This is a genomic window from Nocardia brasiliensis IFM 10847, assembly GCF_000710915.1.
Lineage (GTDB): Bacteria > Actinomycetota > Actinomycetes > Mycobacteriales > Mycobacteriaceae > Nocardia > Nocardia brasiliensis_A.
On the sequence record NZ_BAUA01000004.1, the window covers coordinates 1 to 23524 of the forward strand.

General features: G+C 64.3%; 7 protein-coding genes. 5 read left to right on the plus strand and 2 right to left on the minus strand.

Features of this window, described 5'->3' with window-relative positions:
• Nucleotides 1–13519: WXG100-like domain-containing protein (locus NBRGI_RS43250; protein ID WP_036556854.1), on the minus strand; the 13519-nt coding region annotated here is incomplete at its 3' end.
• A gap of 129 nt (nt 13520–13648) precedes the next feature.
• On the minus strand, nt 13649–14113 hold the full coding sequence (locus NBRGI_RS00605; protein ID WP_029892269.1) for a YbaB/EbfC family nucleoid-associated protein: 465 nt from the start codon (nt 14111–14113) through the stop codon (nt 13649–13651).
• A gap of 232 nt (nt 14114–14345) precedes the next feature.
• On the opposite strand from NBRGI_RS00605, the gene NBRGI_RS00610 reads away from it, so the two are divergent.
• The 5 genes from NBRGI_RS00610 to NBRGI_RS00630 all read left to right on the plus strand — a co-directional run.
• Nucleotides 14346–15983, plus strand: coding sequence for a hypothetical protein (locus tag NBRGI_RS00610; RefSeq protein ID WP_029892270.1), 1638 nt, complete (start codon nt 14346–14348; stop codon nt 15981–15983).
• Between the two features lie 43 nt (nt 15984–16026).
• The gene (locus tag NBRGI_RS00615) at nt 16027–16404 is read left to right on the plus strand and encodes a WXG100 family type VII secretion target (protein WP_158439735.1); all 378 of its coding nucleotides are present in this window, start codon (nt 16027–16029) and stop codon (nt 16402–16404) included.
• Nucleotides 16405–16438: 34 nt separating this feature from the next.
• Nucleotides 16439–16933: a YbaB/EbfC family nucleoid-associated protein gene (locus NBRGI_RS00620; RefSeq protein ID WP_051727383.1), complete on the plus strand. Its 495-nt coding sequence runs from the start codon at nt 16439–16441 to the stop codon at nt 16931–16933.
• A 12-nt stretch (nt 16934–16945) separates the two neighbouring features.
• On the plus strand, nt 16946–22924 hold the full coding sequence (locus NBRGI_RS00625; protein ID WP_029892273.1) for a WXG100-like domain-containing protein: 5979 nt from the start codon (nt 16946–16948) through the stop codon (nt 22922–22924).
• A partial coding sequence (locus NBRGI_RS00630; RefSeq protein WP_029892274.1) for a hypothetical protein occupies nt 22917–23524 on the plus strand: 608 nt, incomplete at its 3' end. The genes NBRGI_RS00625 and NBRGI_RS00630, both read left to right, overlap by 8 nt.

The window sequence follows — 23524 nt, forward strand, 5'->3', positions numbered from 1 at the left end:
ACGCGCCGCTATATCTTTTGGGCGTCGAGTAGCCTGCGGCAATGGAATGCAGTACTTCATTTGCGTCGTCGCTCGGTTCGTATGGGCGGCGTTCGGGAAGTGTGGGTGGTGGTGCGAGGGAATCGATGGCGTTCTGGTCGAGGCGTCCTTTCTGCAGGGCTGTTTCCGCTATTTCGGTACGACGGGCGAAGGGGTGAGCGGTTGTGCCGAGTCCGAGATCGTGGGCGGCGGTAATCAAGATTAGTTCGAGCGCCGCGTAAGTGATATTGAGATCAGTGACGATTTGTTGATTGTTGTAGCCTGCGATGACGCGGTGCAGTACGTCCTTCTGCGTGGTTGTCAAGGTGGTTCGTGGGAGTGCCTCCGGGCCCAGTTCGGCGGCGGCCAGGCGCTGAGGCTGCGTCGCGATGGCCGCGGCCTCTGGGCCGGGACCGGCGAAGTAGTCCTCTGCCTCCTCCGGCTCGCTGAGGGCAAGTGATCCCGCCGCTTCGGTTTCGATCGCGGAGACGACTCCGGCCTCTGCTTCGGTGGCACCGTCGCCGAGGTGCTGTGAAACAGGGCGATGCACCGACACCCCAGTAATCACTCGCTCCGGATTCGAGATATGGTTGACAACCAAATTCCGCGCCTGCAAACCCTCGAACACCGGCCCGTCATGACTATCCCTCGAAGCAGCAGCAGAATACTGCGGAAACAAACCACCCGCATCTGTAACCAGCAGCCGCAGAACCCCACCGTTATTATCGGCCAGAGAAATCTCAGTGCCTCCCGGGAATCCAGGCAACCCCGTCCCCACCGAGCGCGCCCCGGACAACAGCGAATCCAACGCCCCTACCAGGCGATAATCCTCACCCCGCCGTTGCAACGAACCCGGACCATGCCACACCTTTATCGACGAAACCTCAGACATTGCACCGAAAAACTGTTCCACCCGCCCCCGGACACTACCGAAGGTAACGGGTTCCCCCACCTCGGAAATATTACTTTCTTCCACATAAAATACAGTGAAATCGAGGTCACCCGCAACGATAAGCTCCAGCATTCCCGCCTCGCCATGAATACGAATCACACTACCCACCCGCAGCGTCTGCACTCCACCCGTCTCAACAAGCAGCACATCCATTTCGATCTGAGAGAACAACTGCTCCAAACTATCTACAGACCGCACACCATCCACCGAGAAATCATCCGCCGCGGAAACACCCTCAGCGCCCGTAGGATACGCGAACACCACACCATTCATCGCATCCGTATCGCCAACAACTAAATCAGAATCACCCTCGTGGGCAGCTGAAGACAAGCCGGGGTTGCGGAAAGCGTGGGTGTGGTCTTCGACCGTGGTCGTTGTCACTTCGGGAGCATGGGTGGCGCGTGATTGGCCACCGGGCGCCGGAAGCGGCAGACCCCAGCGCCGCGCCTCTGCCACCAGGTCGGTCATGCTCGCGGTTTCCGGCAATCGCAACGCGGCAAGCATTGCGTCGATGCGATTCGTGAGAGTGTGGTGGTGAATGCCAAGTTCTTTAGCGATCGAATTTGGGCTCCGTGGCGGTTGCTGGTCGAGTCGGATGAGCACACTTATCTGATCGTCGAAGAATGTGACGCGAGCATCCGAGTCCGGATCGGATCCGTGGTATTCGAAGTCCAGATCGCCTGGCTCGGCGTTGGGAGCAAGTATCCCCCGTCTGCGAGCCGCCCGCACCGCACCGAGAGCATTACGATCCGCGCCGGCAAGATGTAGCTGGTCGGCGATACGATAGACACGGTCGCGGACTGTGTCTTTCGTGAGCGGGGTGCCTTCCGAGGTCAGTTCGGCCGAGATATCTTTGTTATTCTTTTTCTCCATGGTGGGTTTGCGCCGAGAGAACCGTCGCAGCAACTCCACCGCATTGTCCAAAAGCTGCACACCAGATTCCAGATCGCCAGGTTCTGGCTGCCGAGCCAACAGCCCCGCGCCCGAGAAATCATCCGTGACGGGAACGACCGGAACGACCTCCGGATCCGCGAACACCAGACCATACATCGCGTCCCTATCGTCAAGACCATCAGTACGTACTTGCTCATCGGGGAGAGCGGATGAATCCACGTCGGGGAGGAATACGTCGGGGTTGTGGACGGTGCGGGTGTGGTCTTCGACCGTGTTTGTCGTTTCTTCGGGATCGTGGGTGTGGCGTGGTTGCATCTCGGGCCCGAGATCCTGGAAACCGGCGCCACTTTCAAACATATCCTCTGTCGTGCCCGCATCATCAGGGCCCAGGCCGAAGGATGCTCTCTCAGGGTTCGACCCGGTCGCCACCTGTCCGGCCCTTCCGAGCGCGCTCACCGAGAGATCGTCCGTTGCCGAAACAAACGGAACCCTTGCCGGATCCCCGGAAAACGTCACATCCGCGGTCGTGTCCATGGCAGATTCGGGTCCGGGGGTGTCGTGGGTTTGGCTGTCCGCGCCGATGTTGACATTGCCGAGGGCGGCGGTGTGCGGGGTGCTGTCATCTGTCGACGGCACGGCTGGTGGACCGTTGGGCTGCTTGTCGGCGGTGACCTCGGTGGCGGTGCCGGGCAGGCCGGCATCGACCAGGATAGGGCCGCCCGCCGCACTGCTCGCTGCCACAGGAGCGCGACCGATGCGTAGTCTGTTAGCGGATCCAGGCAGCTGATGTCCTTCGGAAACCGTATTCGTGCTGACCGGTGCCTCTCCGAGCACGGGGAACGCAGCACTACCATCCCCCCGCGCCGCCTCGGGCACACTCGCCATCAAATCGTTCTCGACAGCAGACAGAATCTCGCGGACTCTCCGCTCACCGATTTTCTCCGCATTTTCGACTTCTATGTCGTAACGGCGAGCGATCCGCCGCAGCGCCCTGCTGACATACGTCTTACCACCTACATCCTGCATAGTCCCGCGGTGCAATCTGACTATAGCTGACCATGTGATGGAAGGGTCCGCCTGGAGAGTCATAAGAATGGTGCGCTCTCTTTGGGAGAACAGCGGCGGTCGCGCTATTTCCTGTATTGCCGCCAAATCAGAATTTGCCAATGCCCCGCGCACTACAGCATACTTCTTCAACACCGATCCGAACCGCCGGTCGTTGACGTCGACTTCGATACCGAATAGGTTCCTGATAGAGTTGAAGTAAGCGACAACTATACTATGTCCAAGAGGCAGTCTTTCACCTATCTGCTCCGGCGAGTAGCCTCGGACTGCCAATGGAAGGATCCGCTTCTCGGTATCTGTCCAAAGATTCGGCGGATACCGAACCTTCGACATCATCTCTATAAACTTGGGGTCAGATCCCACCAACGCCAACGCTGCCGGCAATTCCTCCCCAGCAGGAAGCTCTGCGATCCCGAGAAGTTCGTACATGTCCAAAGTAATTGGACTCACACGTACGTCACCTCGCCCCCGCCCCAGAGCTCTCAGCGCGCGCGCCCCGGTGTAGCGGGAAGCGAGGTAAGTGAGCAACTCCTGCTGATCCCCGTCTAGACGAAGGAAAGGCCGAACATGCCCGGAGCCAGCACTCTGCGAATCCGTAGTCGCAGCACCGCCCCCACTCTCGTATGGACGACCGGGAACAGGGCGATCCACCGACACCCCAGTAATCACTCGCTCCGGATTCGAGATATGGTTGACAACCAAATTCCGCGCCTGCAAACCCTCGAACACCAGGCCGTCATGACTATCCCTCGAAGCAGCAGCAGAATACTGCGGAAACAAACCACCCGCATCTGTAACCAGCAGCCGCAGAACCCCACCGTTATTATCGGCCAGAGAAATCTCAGTGCCTCCCGGGAATCCAGGCAACCCCGTCCCCACCGAGCGCGCCCCGGACAACAGCGAATCCAACGCCCCTACCAGGCGATAGTCCTCACCGCGCCCTTGCAACGAACCCGGACCCCGCCACACCGTTATCGACGAAACACCAACCCCCGTACCGAAGAACCGCTCCACATACCCTTGTACCCCACCGGCCGCAACCAGTTCACCCGCACCAGAAACACCCGTTGCATCAACATAAAACCCAGTGAACTCGAGACCACCTGTAACAATAAGCTCCAGCATCCCCGCCGTACCATGAATACGGACCACACTACCCACCAAAAACGTCTGCACTCCACCCGTCTCAACAAACAACACATCCATTTCGATCTGAGAGAACAACTCCGCCAAACTACCGACAGACCGCACACCATCCACCGAGAAAACATCCGCGGCGGGAACGACCTGCTCAGGACCGTGGCTAGCTCGTACTTCCCCGCCATGCGCGTCGATTTGGCTCGTTAGTTCGTTCTGGACGGTCGCGGCTGGTCCGCCGCGCCGCGCAGTGGTGTGGTCGGACCGGTCGGTAACGGGTCCGGACTCGGTGCGGAGGTGCGTGGGCTGGTCCGCACCGCGAAACCTCCGCACGAGCTCCGCGACAGCAGCCTCATCAATAAGACCAGGATAGGACGTACGAGCTTTCAAAACGGCCAACTGCCGCCGCTCACGCGCAGATTGCGCCCTGGGCGGAATATCGAGCCTTTCGAGCAAACCCCCGATTGCGTTCTTTGCGGCCGTATATCCAGACAAGCTATTGGAAACAAAACCTTCGATCACGAGACGGTTGCGTATGAAAGCTTGGTCGAAATATTGTTGCAGTTCGAGAGCCGCCGCATAATATTGCAGAATTCTCTCCTGTATCGGCGACAAAATTACGTCTGGCCGCGGCTCGCGCAATTCAGCGTCAGAACGACCGGCATCTGCCTCCCTCAAATCTGCGACCAAAACCGCCACAGCAGCCTCATCGATCAGATCCGGATGCAATTCTCGAGCCTTCGAAACAGCCAATTGCCGCCGATCACTCGCAGTTTGATCATCCTGGGGTCGAATTTTCAGCTTCTGGAAAACCCAACCTACCGCATGATTTACAAAATTTCTCCCATGACGGTCAGCTGTGACAAGGCCCTCCTTCACAAAGCGATTGAATAGGAAACCTCGGTCGAAATCGCGCCCTAGCTCGACGGCCGCCGCATAATATTGCAGCACCCGCATCCCTCGCGACTCGCGAGAATGACCCGTGCCGCCGACAAAATTCTGGAGACCGGCAATATCGGACTCGTCCATTGCGGCGACAGGCGGAGTACCAGCAAAGTCCGCACCGGCGAAGATTTCCGCATCATTCTTCGTATCGGGCTGCAACGGGGCGCTCGCGACAATCGGTACCAGGCCATCAACTCCACCGAGAGTCTTTCCGTTTGACTGTCCCGCAACAGCGGGTGGAGCTGGGATGATCTTGCCACCGGGATCGTAACCGGTACCGCGGAGGGCAACGACCTTTTCCCGGTGCACTGGCGGGAACAAGTAATTGTGACCACACGTATCGTCCAACACGCTGATAGTGCGATCAGGATTCACCCAGAGATAGAAACCGTGCGCTCCGATGCCATTTTCCTCGTCCACCAGGCCGGCATACTTGTGCACCAGGAACATCGAAGAACCAGGCCCGAAGGACAACAAATGATTGGCGAGCTGAGTGTAGTCAGTATATACGTGTAATTTCCCGCCGGTCAAACGGGCAACCTCTTGCAGACTGCGCCCCCGCAGCGGTGCCGGCTCGGCCGGCACCGTGATATACGGACTTTTATTGAGAGCTTTCAGACCGGCAAGATTGATTCGAACGCAATCGTTCAGGAAACGAACGTACCATCGAGGTCCAGACACGGCACGACCGACACGCGCGGCCGCCGAGCCATCTCTCGAATCTGCGGTGACAACTTTGACGCCGGCGTGTCCTTCAATCCCCATGTTGCGAAGACTCCGACTAAGCCTCGCAACAGCATCCCCATCGATCCGACGCAAACTACGAGCCTTCGAAACAGCCAACCGCCGCCGCTCGAGTCGAGATCGACCAGGCGCCGCCTCGATGCCGAGCTCAGTGAACGAATTCTGGGCCGCGTTTGATACGTCTTCATAGCTGGGGTAGTTGGAAACACCAGGCTCCGCCATGAGACGGTTGTGTATGAATCGCATGTCGAAGTCGAGTCCCATATCGACAGCCGCCGCAAAATATTGCAACACTCTCGACGCGAGAGAAAAACCGGCGCCCGTCTGACGAAACTCCGCGACCAAATCTCTCACAGCGTCCTCGTCGATCAGCTCCGGAAATTCATGAGCCGCAAATTTGCGAGCCGCTGAAACAGTCAATCTTCGCCGCTCACGCGAAGATTGACCAGGCTTAGGCGGAACGTCGAAATTATCGTACAAATAGGTGAACGCATCTCGCGTAGCGGTATATCCAGCCGAGTCTTCGGACACGCGGCCCTCAGCCTTGAGTCGGCTATGCATGAAACCTAGGTCGAAATCACGGCGCAGTTCGATGGCTGCCGCAAAATAATGCAGCACCCTCTTCGCCAAGGCTTCGCGAGAACGACCGATATCGGTCTCCGGCAACGAATCACGCAACTCCTCTTTCAAAACCTTCACAGCAGTCTCATCGATCGGACCCGGATGCGATTCACGAGCCTTCGAAACAGCCGACCGCCGCCGCCGCTCACCCCGGAATGGACCGATGACAGGCGGAATCTTGAGACTTCCGAAGAACTGATTTATCGATTTGCTAAAGGACGGGTATGCAGACGGGTCATCAGAGAGGACGTCCTCATCGACGAGTCCTTCGAATACGAATTTCAGGTCGAAATCAAGATTCAGATCTACAGCCGCCGCAAAGTACTGCATTGCTCTCGCCCGCGCATCGCCAGAACTGCTCACCCGCAGCGGAGACTCACGCAACTCCGCGACCAAACTCGCCACCGCAGTTTCATCGATCAGACCCGGGTGCGATTCGCGAGCCTTCGAAACAGCCAACTGTCGCCGCTCGCGCGGATATCGACCGGGCATGGCGGGTACATCGAAGGCATCGAACAATCGGCGATTCCAGTCTCTTATGGAGTCTAATTCCGACTTGTCGCCAGTGACAACGCCCTCATTCACCAGACGCTTGAATATGAAACGTAGGTCGATATAGCGACCCAGATCGGCAGCTGCCGCAAAATACGTGAGAACCCTCGTCTCCTCCGGCAACAAATTTTCCGGAACGATCTCCGCCGCCGACGAATCACTCCGGGCGATCTCCTCCGGCGATGAATCGCTCGGGGCGGAGATCGCACCGGACGGCCGTTCGACAAAAACGGAAGTGATATTCTGATCTAGGTCGTCGATATGCCCCTTGATCAGGTTGAGCCCTTCAGCAGTAGTCACCTCCGGTCCATTGAGACCTTCCGGGAAATCGTTGGAGCGATACTGTACACGGAAGCCGTTTTCGATCACCGTGAAACGGTGCGTACCAATATCATTCCCCAAATAGATATGAGTGCCGACCGGATATTTCCAGGAAGGAGTGCCACCGGGCGCCTCGGCGAGACCTATCTCGAATTCGAGATCACCGACCAGCAACCTAGGAGGATCGAAGATCATTGTCGACTCCGTCCCCTGCGGACCATCGAAGTCCATACCGACCCGCAACCCAGCATCCGACTGCTCATCTACATCCACAACTGTATTAGCGAGCCCGCGCGCCGACTCATCGACAAACCCCGCCGAGTACGAGTCAGCCGCATCGAAGATCTTGTCCGGGCCGACCTGCGGCGCGAACTTCGCCGTGGGACGCCCCGACGCGTCGGGGCGGTTGGGCGACAGCGTATCCGCCGAGCCGTCCAACCGCGGCGGCAGTGACGGTGCCCCCGGAGTGCGCTTCGGCGTGCTGTCGTCCTGCCGATCCGGATCATCGTGCGTATCCGTGTCCTGGCGGCTGTCGGCAGCATCTTGCGGCAGCGAGACGGCTTCCACCTCGGGTATTTGCACCGAGGGAGGCGGGGTGGTGAAGTCCATGCCCGGCGGGACATGCCCGGTGTCGAGCACCGGGGGGGCGTTGGCTCGGTAGGCGCCATGCCGCCCGGACGCGAGTAGTTGTTGCTCTGCCGCACGTTCGACAGCAGGAGCCGTGTGCTCGCGTAGGGTCTGTACGGCTTGCTGTACGGCCTGATCGGTTTCGTCGAGGCGGGCGCGGGTCTCGGGGGTGTCGTCGGCTCGATGATCGGCAACCGCCTGTTCGTGTTCCTCGACCGCTCGGTGGAATCGGACGACCTGTTCGCGCACACCGTGATCGGTCACCGAACCGTAGTAGTCCTCCTCGGACAAGAACCGCTGGAAGGTGCCGGGGAAGCCGCCGTTCTCGTGGTCTTCGCCGACGCCGCCGCGCTGTGCACGGCCGCGGATCTGAATATGGTTGCGTTCTCCGTAGGCCGGACCGCCGCTGGATTTGACTGCGGTGCCACCGATTTCGACCGATTCCGGGGTGGGTTTCGGGCTCGCGCCGCGTCCGTCGGCCTTGTGTCCGATGTGCAGGCTGCCGGGTGCGCCCCATTCCTTGGTTTGCTTGTTGGCGAGTAGTTCGGCCTCGACGCCGTTGCCGTGGAGTTCGTACCACCGCGCGTCGCGCATGGTGTAGTCGAGTTCGATCTTCTCGGCTACCGGCAGTCCGGCGGCCGCAGCCTCGGCGTGGATCTCTTCTTCGGTGATCCTGTTGATCCAGTCGGCGACTCCATATTCTTCGGGGTTCTTGTCTTTCCAAGAGTTCAGGGGAATTTCCTCGACGACGCGTCCGTCGTCTCCGCGCACGATGCGCACATCATCGCCGGCGATATCGCGGTTGTCGGTCATCACCACCCAGTGCGGGCGCCCGCGTTGCTTCGCGCCGACGACCGTACCGTCCTCGACGATGAGCTCGATCTTGCCGTCGGGCCTGACCAGGTCGTCGAAGATCGACAGCCCCATAGCCTCGAGTTTTCCCTCGCGAGTCTTGAATTCCGCGTCGGGGACATCTTCGATCTTGTCTCTGTAGAAGTTCGGAATCTCGGGTACCGGGCCGATACCGTGGCGGTCGTAAAGCGCGTTCTCGACTTGCTTCAACGTCCCCGACACTCCCGATGGTGAGTGCAGGTAGCTGCTGCCCACGAGTTGGTCGAAACTCATGTACAGCGTGCCTTCGGGGTGGTTGGCCCGCACCGGCACGCCGGCCAGGACGTCGAGGTACTGCCCGACGCCTTGGAGGCGGTTCTCGCGGACGTTGGCGCTGCCTTTACTTCGGTCGACCATCAGTTTGTCGTTGGTTTCGGAGGCGAGCAGGCCGGCCCGGCCTGGATCGCTGGAATTGTCGGGGTCGAAGGATTTGATCCAGTCGGTGTTGCGTCGCTTACCCCAATAGGCAAGTGCCGCCTTCTTGTACGACTCGGCATGCTCGGGCGTCACCGGTTCGCCGGGGACCCGATTGAGTTTCTCGATCGCGGTCTCGCTCAGCTCCGCACGCCACATTCCCTTGGTGAACTCCGGTCTGCCGAAGTCCTCGGCCGTCAAACCGTGCAGCTTCTCCGCCGCCAGGACCCGATACATCTCCTGCTCGATTCTGCGCGCCTCCGCCGGCAACTCGTCGTGCTGCCCGCCGGGGGTGAGCACCCCCTCCTGCCCGTCGAACATCGCGGCGTCGAACTCGTCGCCGGTGTAGGGCCCCTTCGGAAACGGCTCGAACTTCTCGTCGATCTTGTATTTGTCCAGCACCGCGTCCAGCCGCTGCTTCATCTCATCGAGCTTCGGGCGCTCGTTGTTGAGCCAGTCCCGCAGCTCGGTCACTTCTCTCACCGGCGCCCCCGCCGCGCCGATCCGGTCCAGCACCGCCTGGGCCTTCCGCAATGCCGCGAACACGAAGTCCTCTTTGGTGCCGATGATCACCCCGCCGGTGGGCATCGGCCCCTCATCGGTCATCCGCGACACCGAGATCGGCAGGTCCCCGTAGCGAGAGTTGGCGAACGCCTTGACCAGATCCACCATCGAGGACACCAGGTTGTCGCTGCTGGTAGTCCCGTAGGCGGCGCCGTGTTCGATGGCGTCGGTGAACAACCGCATCGCCATCAGCATCTCTTTGCCCTGACCGGTACCCAGATTGCCTACGCGCAGCAGATACCCGAGCATTTGGTTCTCCCGCGGCTCGAAGCCCTCGGGGTGGGTCATCTTCACGAACGCGCGTAGGTGCGCCAGCCGTTCCTCGGGCGTGCCTTCGGCGATCACCTTGCGCAGCTGCTCGCCGGACGGGGGCGCCGTCACCGGGTCGTCGGGGCGGCCCTTGGACAACAACTCGTGATCGTAGGCCGAAATCGCGTCCAGCACATCGCGGGCCGCGGCCATCTGCTTGTTCACGATCGCCTCGAACGCCGGACCGCGTTCGGCCAGACCGCCATCGAAGGCCGCCTTGTCCGCCGCACCCGCCTGGCGCAATACCGTCATCCGGTCGCCGATCACCTCCAGGCCGACCTCCGAAAGGTGGTCGCGCGCAGCTTTATACGCGGCGGTGCTGTCCTCCAATTGTTGTTTGAGTTCCGTCAGGGACGAATCGGACCGCGCGGCCGAGTCCCGGCTGTCGAACTCGTCCTGCAGCGAGCGCGCCCGGGTCTCGATGTCGGCCTCGAACCGGCGGGGATCACCGATCACCTGCCCGGTCCGGACACCCTCGCCCGACCCCGACCGCAGCCAGCTCAGCAATCTGGTTGCCACGCTGGGCTTTTCGTTGGGGTCAACCGCCCAACGCTCGCTCCGGGCGTCGTTCAGCGCGGCATTGTGTTTCGCCGCGGCCCGCAGCAACGCCTCTCGCTCGATCAGCTCTGTCCGCAATCCTCGGGTGCGAGCTTCGATATCGTCGCGCAGCCAGGAGAGGCGTTGCGCGCGCGGCTCGGAAGCCCGGGCTTCGGCGTTGTATTCCCGCTTGGCCTGCACCAGTCCCTGGTTCGCCTCCCGCACCCGGTTGTGTGCCTCGGTGATGCTCTTGACCAGTTCGCCGTCGGCTCGCGCCTCGTGGTTGGCGGCGGCGGCATTGTACTCATCGCGGCTGTCTTTCCACCGTTGCTGCTCGGTGCGGAAACCGTCCTGCGCCTCCTGTAGCCGCCGAGCGGTGTCGGTGTGTACGGTGTCGGCTTCCCGGTCGGCCAGCACGATGGCTTGTTCGGCCTCGGCCTGCAATTGCGCGTACCGCTCATCGACCGCCCGCTCGACTGCGGCCTCGTGCGCGGCGCGCGCTTGCTGCGCTTGGGTTTCGGCGTCGTCGGCCATTTCGCGCAGCGCGGTCGCGGACGCCCCTTCCTTAGGCGACTGGTCATGCTCTGCGAGGCGGCGGGCGTCCTCGAAATCCGCCTCCGCGGTCTTCAGTCGCTCCCTGGCCGCAGTTACGTCGCGGTGGTCTTGGACCTCGTCGCTGTCCCGTAGTCGGTTCCGCAACTCTGTCACACGAGCGTCGGTCGGCTCTTCGGCCGCACGACGACCCGGCTGCCCCGAAACGGCTGGGCCATCGGGGTTTTCGGTCAGATGCGCCCTGGGCCGCCGAATCGACTGGTCGCCGGTCTCGTCTTGGCCGCTCTTGCGTTCCGGCCCGGCGGTTTCCGGGTGCGAACCGCCACCGTCGCCCGACTTCGTCCGGGTGGGACCGTCCGGACCCGATTCGTTGTGCCCCGCCAGGCTTTCGGAGCGCGCAACCGGGGGAGCGGGGGTGCGCTCCGGCGAGGTCGCCCGAGACGACGAACCCGATGCCGACTGGTCTTCCCGCCCGGCCAACGTTCGCGGTCCTGGCGGCGGCCCGGAGTCGGTGTGCGCCGCGGAGATACGGGTGGGTGATCCACCGCCGGCGTTGCTCGGCGCCGCCGACCGACCACGGGCCTCGGGATCGGGTGTGCCCGACCGCGAGGGCGTTTCGCTGCCGCTTCGACTCTCGCCACCGGACGGCCCCGGCATGGGCCGGACGTCTCGCGGGTTCGTCGAGCCGCCGGTGTCGGTCGCCGAGATCCTCGACGCTTGATCCGACACCGTCCGCGCGTCCGGGCCTGCCGAGAACTGCGCCGATTCGCGACTCGAGTTCCCGGAAACGGACGCACCCGAGACACTCTCGGGTCCAGTCGAACTCTTCTCCTGCACCGATCCGTCAGTCCGGAGATTGTGCATACCTTGCGGTTCCGGTGACGACGAGCGAGATACCGGGCCGGAGGCCGATTCCGATGCGCCGTCGAACGTGTGGGTGACCGGCGGCGCCGCGTTGCTGCCCTTGCCCTCCGAGACCGACGTCATCGAGGTGTGCGACGACCCATCCGACACAGACGACCTGCCCGACACAGACCCGTCGCCGGCACTCGAACTGATCGAGTCCGTGCGCGGCCGCAGCACGCTCGCCGCCGAAATACTGCCGGTGCGCACAGAAGCCGATTGAGTAGACCCGTTGGCGTTGCCGTTGGCGCCGCGGGTGCCGTTGCCGTTGGTGTTCGCGCTGCCATTGCCATTGCCGTGCACCGATTCGGCACGCGAATTAGCTTCCGCGCCTACGGATCCCGAGGTCGTGGACCGGCCGTTGCCGTTGCCCGTGTCGCTCGTGTGCGACATCGCCCGGGTCTGCTGCCCGTCGTCCGTGCGGTCGCCGGAACCGCGTGGCGCGCCTGCGCCCCCGCCGTCCTTCTCCGACGCCGAGTAAATGGAACTACCATCGGAAACGGACAGGTCGGACTTGGCGGTCACCGCCTTGAGGTTCACCATCGCCCCGGCCCGCGCATGACCGATCGAACCGTGCAGACCGCCGAGGATGCCACCGCCCACGGCTCCGGCGAGCATGGCCGGATCGAATTCCCACTCTCCGGTCAGCAAGCCACCGGTGACGAAACCCGCACCCGCGCCGACCAACCCACCAGGGATACCGGCGCCGATCGCGATGCCACCGGACTTCCACCACGTCATCGATTCCTTGCCGACCCAGTTGGCCAGCCCTTTACCGATGACACTGGCGACCGGCGCCGCTACCGCGCCGGATACCGCACCCACGGCGCCCGCGACGAAAATCCGCTTCAGGTCGAAGCCATCGATATGTCCCTTGCTCTTCTGGATTCCCTCCACCGCCAACTCGGTGCCCAGGCCGAGCACACCCTGCACCCCGCCGCTGATGGCGGCCAGCTTCCACATCGGCATCGCCGCGATCTTGGCGGCGTGGTTGACCAGGAATTCCAGCCGGGTGGCCAGCGTGCGACCGATCACCGCCATGATCCCGGCGGTCTCGGCTTGCAGGGCCGGGATCACCACCGCACCGAACCAGGTGGTCAGCGCGTACGCGATCTCGGCGGCCAGGATCACCAGGGTGATGATGACCTGCAACTTGGTGTGCTCGATCTCGGCGCCCATCGCGCGGCACGACTTGCCGACCTGGCGCATCATGTCGATGAGCTTCGGGATCGACTGTTCTCCGGCGAAGAACTGGTCGAACTGGCTTTTCATCTTGTCCGCGCCGTCACCGGAATAACTGGCGGTCGCGGTGTCGCACGCGGAGCGCAAGAGGTCGAGGGCGGCGTCGAGGGTGTCCGCCGCCGACTTGTAGTCGTCGTTGAGGGCGAACATCTTGTCCTCGTCGCCTTCCGGCCACGCGGCACCCGCCAGGTAGCTGAGCCATTGCAGCTCAGCCGGCATCTCGATGCTCATCGATCAGCGCTTTCGACGCCGAATCCACCGCGGCCCCCGGCACGCAAGGGCGTACACCTTCCCGCGCGGCCGCCGGATTTCCCCGGCGACCGCGTGTTCGACGCGGTCATGGACGACAACTGGCCACCCTCAGTCGTTTTCGGTGACCGACCACGGCCGGGCTTGCGGGTCGGCCGCGCGCTCCTGCCGCGCGGCGAGCGATTCGAATGAAGCCCGTTGCAGCTCCGGCGTTTTCGTCCGGATGTCGGGCAGGCCTTCCACCATCGACGACAAGCTCGGCAGCCGGGAACGGGTATCGCGGATCGGCGCGATCAGCTCCTCGGCCTTGCGGGCGACCTCGGCGGCCGCATCCTGGGTGGCCTCGGTGACCGCGTCGGCGATCTCGTCATAGTCCAAATCGTCGATGTCGTCGCTGAACTCGGTGTCGATCACGACGCCGTCGGCGTTGACGGTGATCCGCACCCGGCCCTTGCCCGCCGTGGCGGTGGCGGTGAGTTCGACGCGCTTCTGCTGCACCTCGGCGATCGAGCGAATGTGCTGATTGACCGTATCGAGCAGGTCGGCGACGTCGCCCTTGGTCCGCTCGTTGTGCACGTCGAGTTCCTCCTGCCGTGAAAAATGTGCAGCCCGCCGGGGTACGCATCTATTACTGCGCGAACCTATCACGACGTGTTGTCGGAAAAACCGCCATTATCTTGTTGTGAGGTAATAATTATGCCCGAACCGGCTGCTATTACGCAGATATTATTTCCGGCTGACCTGCATGGTGTTGAATCCCAGCAGTGGCATATGTTTGGCGCGGCGTTGCGGAGAAGGAATTCAGGATATGAACGATCCCCAGCAGCAGCGCCCGGCCGGGGAAGGCGACGCTGTGGACGTCGGCTTCCGGCTGGGCGGCGCTGTCGCGCCCGCACCCGGTGAGGTGATCGCGCAGTCGGACGCCGCGCCGGAGTCACCTTCCGTGCCGGCCGATTCCGAGGTACCCGAACCGGATCAGGGCGAGTCGCCGCCGACCGTGGACGAGGAGCAGCCCGAGTCACAGGCGCTGGCGGAACGCGCGGTGGAGGAGCAGGCGGTCGAACTCGCCCACAGCATCGCGCGCGAGCTCGGTGTCGCAGGCCCGGACGGTTGGCACACCCTCGAGGCGGTATTCGCGCTCACGGTCGCCGGCGGTGTGGCCTACGTGCTGTATTACGACGACGAGGATCAGGTCTCCCGGTCCGATCCATCCCCGGCGGCCACCGAACTCGTTGTGCTGCATCGTGATATCTCCGCGCAGCTCGGCGACGGACCTTGGTGGCGGATGGTGGTCCAGCTCGCGGCCACCGGTGAGGTCGAGGTCGACTACGACTACGGTGACGAGCCGTTCCCCGACGATCAGTTGCTCACCCCCGAGGCCTATCGGGCCGACCTGGCGGCGTTTCCGCGCGAGCGGATCCCGGTATGGCTGGCCGCCTACGTTTTTCACGACGAGCGGCAGTGGCGCTCGCCCGAGCAGGCCGCCGCGCAGGCCCGCGCCGACCGGGAGGCGAATATCGCCTCGGTGCTCTCGCGGGACGACCTGCCGCCGCTGCCGGTGCTGTGGGCCCGCTGGGCGATGATCGCCGCCGCCTTCGTCGCCGTCGGCTCCGAGCTCGGCCCGCGAATTCGCCCCTCGCTCGGCATCTTCGAAGGCGCGGCGCGCAGCGGCTCCACCCTGTTCGTGCTGCCCGGCGGCCGGGCGGTGCTCTCCGGCGGGGTGTGGAACGCGCCCGAACTCGACGCGGCGTACAACGACGGCGCGGAACTGCCGGATCTGTATGCGGGCGCGCCGGACTGGGTGGCCAATCAGGTGCTCAATGCCCGTGCGGCGCAGGGCATGCTGTCGTTTTGCTACTGGTGGTCCAATGGCAGTTGGCACCGCGCGGATTCACCGGATGCCGAGCAGATCAGCGCCGCCGTTCCGGGCGTGTGGACGACGCAGACCGTGGCCGACATCGTGTGCGGTGTCGCGGCCAACGAGCCGACCGAGCAGCAGCGGCAGGCCGCGATCACCCTCGTCGCGGCCGCCGAAGCCGGTGTGGTGACCCGGGATACCCTCACCGCCCTGTTCGATGGGTTCGGCGACAATATCGACGGCGCCATGTACCAGCTGTCGCTGGCCGGCCTCACCACGACGGTGATCGAGCGATTGCCGCAGGACCGGGCGATCTCCCTGGTGCGGGCGCACATCCTCGGTCTCGGTGTCGATACCACGGGCTATCCGCTCGATCAGCTCACCGCCGAGCGCCTCGAGGTCGGCTGGATGGTCTTCGTGCCCACCGAACCGGACGAGATCGCCATCGGCCGCGCCCTCTTCTACATCGCCGACGACGGAGTGATCGAACAGTCGTCCTCCTCGATGCCACCGTCGGTCTACTCCGAAGGGTTCGAACAACGCTTCATGGAGCGGCAGACGAGGACGGGCCTGGCCCTCATGAGCTGACAGCAGGCCAGACCCACGACGACGTCGCAACCAAAGGAGCATGATGACCGAACCCGTCAAGATCGAGGTAACAGGGCTGCGCGCTTCCGCTGCGAAATTCGAGGACGTCGCCGACAAGACGAAGCACCTGCTGGACACGCTGAAGTCGACCACCGGCAGCAAGGGTGAGGCGTGGGGTAACGACAAGAGCGGTAAGAAATTCGCCGACGGCGAAAAGGGATATAAAAAGAACCGCGACAGCATTTTCGAATCCATCGCCAAGGTCGCCGAGGTTTTCGAGGCGAACGCGAATAACCTGCGGGATTCGGCGAAACTGTACGAAGAGAACGAGCAGGCAATGGCCGATCAACTGCAGACGCGAGCCAAACGAATGGTCTCGCTCATGCGGCCGACGCAGCCCGATCGAACGGAACGCGGCTAGGCGTACGTGATCCGAAACGATCGGGAGGCTTCTGGTGGCGAATGAACGGTTGCGGGCCGATGCCGCGATGATGATGGAAGCGATGTCGGAACAGATGCAGGGTCTGGCAAAGCTCCATCGCGACCGTGCCCGGCTCACCGCGACCGTGACCGCGTGCGACAAGCGGATCACGGTGACCGTCAATGCCGATGGCATTCTGATCGAAACCAAGTTCGCCGACGATATCGGCGACCTGACCCACAGCGAGATCGCCGGGGCGATGACCGAGGCCGTGCAGGCGGCCGCCAAGAAGGTGCACGAGCAGGGCCGTCTGCTGATGGAGCCGTTGCGGGAGCGCAAAGCGCGCTTGCCGCACCTGTCCGATCTGATCGACGGCGTCCCTGATACCAGGTCGATGATTCCGACCCCTCCGGTGGTGTCGACCGCACCGCCGAATTCCCCGGAACGCCGATACGACGACGAGGGCACGGTGTTCGGTGAGGCGCAGCCGCGCGGGCGCCGGTCGGTGGTCAGTGATCTCGACGATTGAGGTCGCTGCGGGATGAGTCTGTATCTGCCGCCAGAGTTGAGCTGGTTGGGTTGGATCGCCGGTGGTACGTGGCCCGAGGGTGACGAGGACAAGATCTGGGCGGTGTCGGACGCCTACAAGGACGCCGCCGCGGCGCTGCGGACGGTGATCCCGGATATCGAGGACGCCAAACGCACCGCGGTCGCCGCTTACCCCGAAGGCGCGGGCGGGGAGAAGATCGCCGCGATGTTCGACCAGATGCTCGTCGGTGATCAGTCGATGGAGTCGCTGGCGAAGTTCATGGATCAAATCTCCGACGCCGCCTTCGATTTCGGCACGCAGATCGAAGCCGCGAAACTCACGACGATCATCTCGTTGATCGCGTTGGCCATCGAAATCGCTTGGGCGTGGATGTTTCCGCCAACCGCACCCGTAGAGCAGGCGGCCGCGCAAGTGGCCACCCAAACCGCCCTGCGCCGCGCGCGGACGCAGTTGCAGAACCGGATCCTGGCGAAGGTGCTTTCGGTCTTCGGCGAGAAGTTCGCCGGTCTGAGCAAGAACTGGATCCTGAAGATCCTCGAGGGCATGCTGATCTCCGGCGGGATGGACGCCGCCGTGCAGCTAGGTCAGATGGCGGCCGGGCACCGCAAGAAGTTCGGCTGGGAGCAGTTCGGGGCGGCGGTAGCCTCCGGAGGCGCCGGTGCGCCGTTCGGCCGGATCGCGGCCAACGGCATCAACAAATACACGATCAAGTTCGCGGGGGACAAGATCGGTAACCCCTGGGTGCGGGGCTTGAACGGCGCGGTCGTGGGAATCGGTTCCGGCACCGTGGAATACGGCTTCGGCAGTATCGGCGCCGCGGTGGTCACCGGTGACTGGGCCGGGACGCTCGGCAACCCGGCCGGCTGGGTCGGCGGCGCCGCGCGCGGCGGGATCGTAGGCGGCGTCAAGGGTTTCGTCGGCATCAACCGGCTCGACAACGGGAGCTTCGGGATCGGCTGGAAGACACCGGGCGGGGCGGGTCATGTGACCGGGCGAGACGGTTCCTCGTTCGACCCGGGCAGGTTCGAAAACAACAGTGTCCGTAATGGTTTCGGCGGCGACGGCACCTCGTCCCAGCCGCCGCCCGGCGGGAACGGATCACGCTACGGCGAGCCGCCCGCGACCTTCCCCGCCGGGTCGTCCGACAACAGGTTCGGGGGACCGCTGGATCCGTCTCCCGACGGTGGCCAGCGCAGGGACTCGAACGGCAACTCGTGGACCAACGGGCAGGGATACCCGGCGAACATCCACAATGGCAGTCAGCCGGGTGGTTTCGGCGATTCCGGTCGGAATGGTTCGACGTCCTCCGGCAACGGATCGCAAGGCGGCCGCAGTGGTGACACGCAGTCGTCGGGTTCGTCGGCGCACCGGTCGTTCGGCTCCGGCGACGGGCGCGGTGCGTTCTCCGATTCCGCGAGTCCGTTGTCGGGCAACGGTAATTCATCCGCCTCGAACGGCGCGTCGTCGGGAACGTCGTCCGGCTCGTTGTCCGGCGACAGTCGCAATTCGTCGGTGACCGGTCCGCCCAGCGAACGGTCGGTGGGCAGTTCCAGCAGCAGCGGCGGCCAATTCGGTGCGCGCCCGGCGCTCGGCGGCGATGGTTCGGCGCAATGGCAACGCCTGCCGTCGGAGGACGGCAGCCGGTCTTCCTCGGGCGCGCTCGCGCAGACGGGCAGCGGTGCGGGACAACCGCCGCGACCGCCGGCTTCCGTGTCGGACGTGAGTTCGGTGGGTTCGGGTCAGTCGCCGCGGTCGTCCGCGGTGTCGGATGTGAGTTCGGTCGGCCCGGGACAGTCGCCGCGCGCGTCGGATGTGGGTTCGAGCGGATCGGGGCAACCACTTCGTCCGCCGGCTTCGGCGGCTGAGGCGGGTTCGAGCGGGTCGGGCCAACCGCCGCGTCCGCCTGCTTCGGTGTCGGATGTGAGTTCGGTGGGTTCCGGACAGCCGCCGCGGTCTTCCGCTGTGTCAGACGTGAGTTCGACCGGGTCGGGGCAGCCGCCGCGGTCCTCTGCCGGTTCGGAGGTGAGTTCGAGTGGTACGGGCCAACCGCCGCGCTCGTCTGTCGCTGCGGAAGCGGGCTCGACCAATACGCCGCCACGTTCACCTGTTGCCGCAGAATCGGGTTCGGGTGGTTCGAGTCAGTCGCCGCGGACGTCCGCCGGCTCGGAGACCTCGAGCGGGTCGGATCAGCCGCCACGGCGCACCGTGGGCGTGAACCCCGAAGGGCAACAACATCGTCCGCCCGCCTCGGAGCCGAATTCGAACATCCCGAAGCAGCCGCGTCCCGCACTACCGCACCCTGTCCCCGGCGATCAGTCGCCGCCGGTGCGGCGTGGGCCGGAGCCGAATGTGAGCGCGGGTATGTCGCCTCGATCGCATGATGCCGATTCGTCGGCGAGCGGTTCGGCGCAGCGGCCTAACGAGCGCCCGGCTCCGGCACCCGAGGGCGATCGGCCCGCACCGCGGCCCTCTGTTCGTCCGGACCAGCTTTCGGACCCGGGTGGACCGCGCGGGCACGACACCGATGTCCCGGGCGGCCGTGGCGACCGGGTCGTCGAAGGCACTGGGGAACACCCCAATTGGGCGCGCGAAGGGGACGAGGTGCGGATCACCTCGCCCGATGGCACCGAACATCGGGTGGATGCGCAGGGGAACATCGTCTTCGGGCGTCCGGACGACCCGACCGTGGTCAAGATCGGGCCGGACAACTCGGTCGAGCTCTTGCCCAACAACGGCAATCACACTGTGGCAGAACCCGGCCCACGGGCGGGTGCGCCGAAGGAGCCGGGCCGCAGCGAGTTCGGCTTCGGCCGCGGTGACGGCACTCAGCACACGGTCTTGCCCGACGGCTCGGTGCGCACGACCGCACCGGACGGGTCGACGACGACCGTCAGACGCGACGGCAGCGCGGAGTTCCGTTCGCCCTGGGATGACCGGACCCGGATCGATCCGGACGGCACCAGCGTCCAGACCCGCCCGGACGGCCCGACGGTGGTCACCAAGCCCGACGACACCGTGCATGTCGTGCCGAACGATCAGGCCGGGCGGGAACGCGATGGGGACGGCAACATCGTCGTCACCTCGCCGGACGGCACCCGGCATGTGATCGGCGAAGACGGGTCCATCCTGGTGGGTCGCCCCGACGATCCGCAGCTGATGAAGATCGGTCCCGAGTACGGAATCGTGTTCGTCGGCCCGGATGGCACCGGCCCGGCGGACCGGTCGGGCGGCAAGGCCGGCGACCGCGGTGGTATCCAGTCGCCGACCTTCACCCGGCCGGATCGGGTCTCGCACACCGTGTTCGAGGACGGTTCGGTGCGGACGAAGTCGCCGGACGACTGGACCACGACGGTAAAGCAGGACGGCACAACGGAATTCCTCTCGCCCACCGGCGAGAAGACCGTGTACAAGGTGGACGGCACCGTGGTCGAGTCCGGGCCCGGCAGGCCCACCGTGATCACCGGCCCGGACGGGACCAGGCAGACCGTCGAACCCAACGGAGCTGTCACGGTCGAGCTGCCCGACAACACCAGGCATGTGGTGTTCGACGGCACGGACGTGCGGGGCGGCGGGCGCACCGAGCATCCCGACGGGACCGTGATCCATTACGACCTGAACGACACTTCGAATATCGGGCTGCGCGATCGGCTCGGTGGGTTCGGTCAGGACGGTCCACGCAAACAGGGCACCCTGCAGATGGACCGGCCGGATGGCACCGGCTTCGAGTCTTCGCCCAAGGGCACCAAGGTGTTCGACAGCGACGGCACCGTGTACGAGCGGGGACCGCGCGGCTCGGTGCGCGGCACCGCGCCGAACGGGCAGACCGAGTCGAGGCCGCTGAACGAACCGATCGAGCTGTCCAACGGTGCGCAGTTGGAACGCACGCCCCAGGGTCTGCGGGTTGTGCACGATGACGGCTCGGTCTCCGAGATCGGTCCGCGGGGCGTCGGTTTCACCGACGCCGACGGCACCGTGCGTGGAATTCGCGGGGACGGAACGGCTTACGTCGACGGCACCGACGTGCGCGAGATTCGCGGCGACGGGGCTGTTCGGGTCACCGCCGAAGATCAGACCGCGTGGGGCAGCAGGCCGGACGGCACCACCTGGACAGTCGATGACAAGAACAAGGTGCACGTCGCCGATCCGGACGGCACCGTCGCGCCGCCGGCCGATCCGCAGAGCGGCTACGTCAGGGGCCAGGACCTGACCGCCAAACCACGACCGCCTCGCACCACCGAGAACGATCCGATGCCCGATCCCTATAACGCGCCGACGGCGCCGGACACCGAAGACTGGATTCCGCAGGAGTACAAGGACGAGCTGAAGTACAAGAGCATCCAGGTGCCACCGGAGGACTCCCTGTGGGACCCGGCGCAGCAGTTCTACTGGGGTTCGCCGGATCAGGACTATTGGGGTCCGTCGGACGAGTACTACTGGGGACCGCAGGATCGGAACCAGTCGGGGCCGCCGAACACGGAGATGCAAGGGCCGCCGGGTGCCGATGGCGCGCTGAATCCAGGTTCGGGGGACCACGTTCGGAGTTCTGGGCCGGGCAGGAACGACGACGGCCGACAGTCGGGGGATGGCGGTGGTTCCGGCGGATCGGGCGACGGAGGAGGTTCCAGCGCCGGCGGTCCGCGCGATTCCGGTGACGGCGAGGTATCCGGCGACGACGGCGCATCGGGTGCCGATCGCGACTCATCGGGCAGCGACCAGACGCCGCCGGAGGAGCAGCAACCTCCGCAACTGGACCCGGAAATGTTGTCGAGGATGCTGCAGAACCTGCACGGCGCGGACGGGATGCTGCCGCCAGGTGTGGAGGGTTCGCTCGGACCGTCCGAGCAGACCGGTTCGGGCGAGGAGACGACCGGCCCGGACGGGCCGTCGCCGGACTTCTGGCGGCTGGGGTCCGGGACAGGCATGCAATCGCCCTTCGGTGGTTCCCAAGGCAATTCGGGTTCGCCATCGGCCGACGGCGCGAACGGCGCGGTCCAGCCTGACCCGTCCGCACTGCGCGCCGCCCTCGACCGCCTGAACGGTGCGGTAACCGGCGGGACAGGTGCGGGTACCGGCGGCGCGGGCACCGACGGGACAGGCCAGCAGCGAGGAGCGAATCAGTCGGGTTATTCGAACCGCCCCGGCACGGGAAACAGCCCGGGCCTCCAGCACGATTCGACCGGTGCCGACCGGACGGGTGCGTCGGAGCGATCGGGCACGACCGACGGCGGCAAGGCGTCGAATCATAGTGGTGCGCAGCATGGGTCGGATCGGCAACAGCCGGGCGACTCGAGAAACACTGGCGGCGAGAGCAATTCGAATGCGCCCGGCAAGCATTCCGGTGTCGGCGAGAACGCGGACGCTTCCGGTGCAGACAATCACACCAGCACGAAGGATGGCGCGGACTCGTCCGGGCGCACCGGTAGCGGCGATCACTCGAACGCACCGGGCTCCGGTGAGCGATCGGGCGCGCACGGAACCGATGCGGGAGGGGCGCGGAACTCGGATCAAACGTCTGGGCCCGAGCATTCGAAAATCCCGGAGCAGCACGGAGAGTCCGCATCGGACCGGGACGGAACGCACGGGACGACACCGCTGCGCCCGCCCGCGTCCCCGCTGCAAGACGGCCATGCGCAGTCGGGATCGTCTTCGCCCACCGGGACTCCGGCGTCTCCGGGCATGGCGTCGCCCGGCATGACGCCACCGGGGGCAACGTCGCCCGGCTCGGCATCTTCCGGCAATGCCGCCGGATCGCCGCCGAAACAGTCCCGCAGGCCGCGCAAGAAGGACAAACAGCGAAAAGCACCGAAACCGTTTCTGCTGCCCTCGCCATTCGAGGCACCCGAGCAGCGTGCCGGACCCGACGAAACCGCCGATGTCCCCTTCACTTTGGGGGCTTCGGTCGAGGTAACCGAGCCGGTGATCGACACGCGAACGACCACGAAGACCACAAGGAGCACCACAGATGGCTGACGAAAAAAAGGGCTCGACGATCGACGACAACAGCAAGACAAGTCGTCAGGACTGGAAGGACTTGCGCGCGAAGGCGGACGCGGGCGGGTTGAAGGCCAACACGGTGGGGCTCGACCCCAAGGTCTTCGCCCTGTGTGCACAGGCCTGCCACGACATGATCGGAAAGCTCGACTGGTACAAGCAGTACATCCATGACTCGTACATGGACAAGATGCGGGACTTTTCCGACGAAACCGGTGGTCAATCGCTGACGCGACGTTTCGAGAAAAAGGCCACCGATGTCATCGAAGCCATGGATCTCATGAAATGGACCATGGAGGACATGGGTGACACGTTCATCCGCTCGTGCAAGTTCTACTTGTCGACCGAGGACACCAACAAGGCCGGGTTCGACAAGATCGGTGACCTGCAGAAGGTCGAGAAGATAGCGCCGAAGGCTGCTCCGCCGACCAACCTGAGCCCTCCCGGACGCGGCGAGCATCCCACGGCGCCGGCGCCACCGCCGAGCGCGGACAGTGGCGTCCCGATCGCGATCGAAGCGGGTGAGGGCTGGAGTTGGAATCGCTTCTACGATTTCCGGCAAGCGCTGGAAGGTAGTGA

Coding starts and splice junctions, on each gene's coding strand:
- NBRGI_RS00610 (WP_029892270.1), top strand. CDS start 14,346: ATGAACGATCCCCAGCAGCAGCGCCCGGCCGGGGAAGGCGACGCTGTG.
- NBRGI_RS00615 (WP_158439735.1), top strand. CDS start 16,027: ATGACCGAACCCGTCAAGATCGAGGTAACAGGGCTGCGCGCTTCCGCT.
- NBRGI_RS00625 (WP_029892273.1), top strand. CDS start 16,946: ATGAGTCTGTATCTGCCGCCAGAGTTGAGCTGGTTGGGTTGGATCGCC.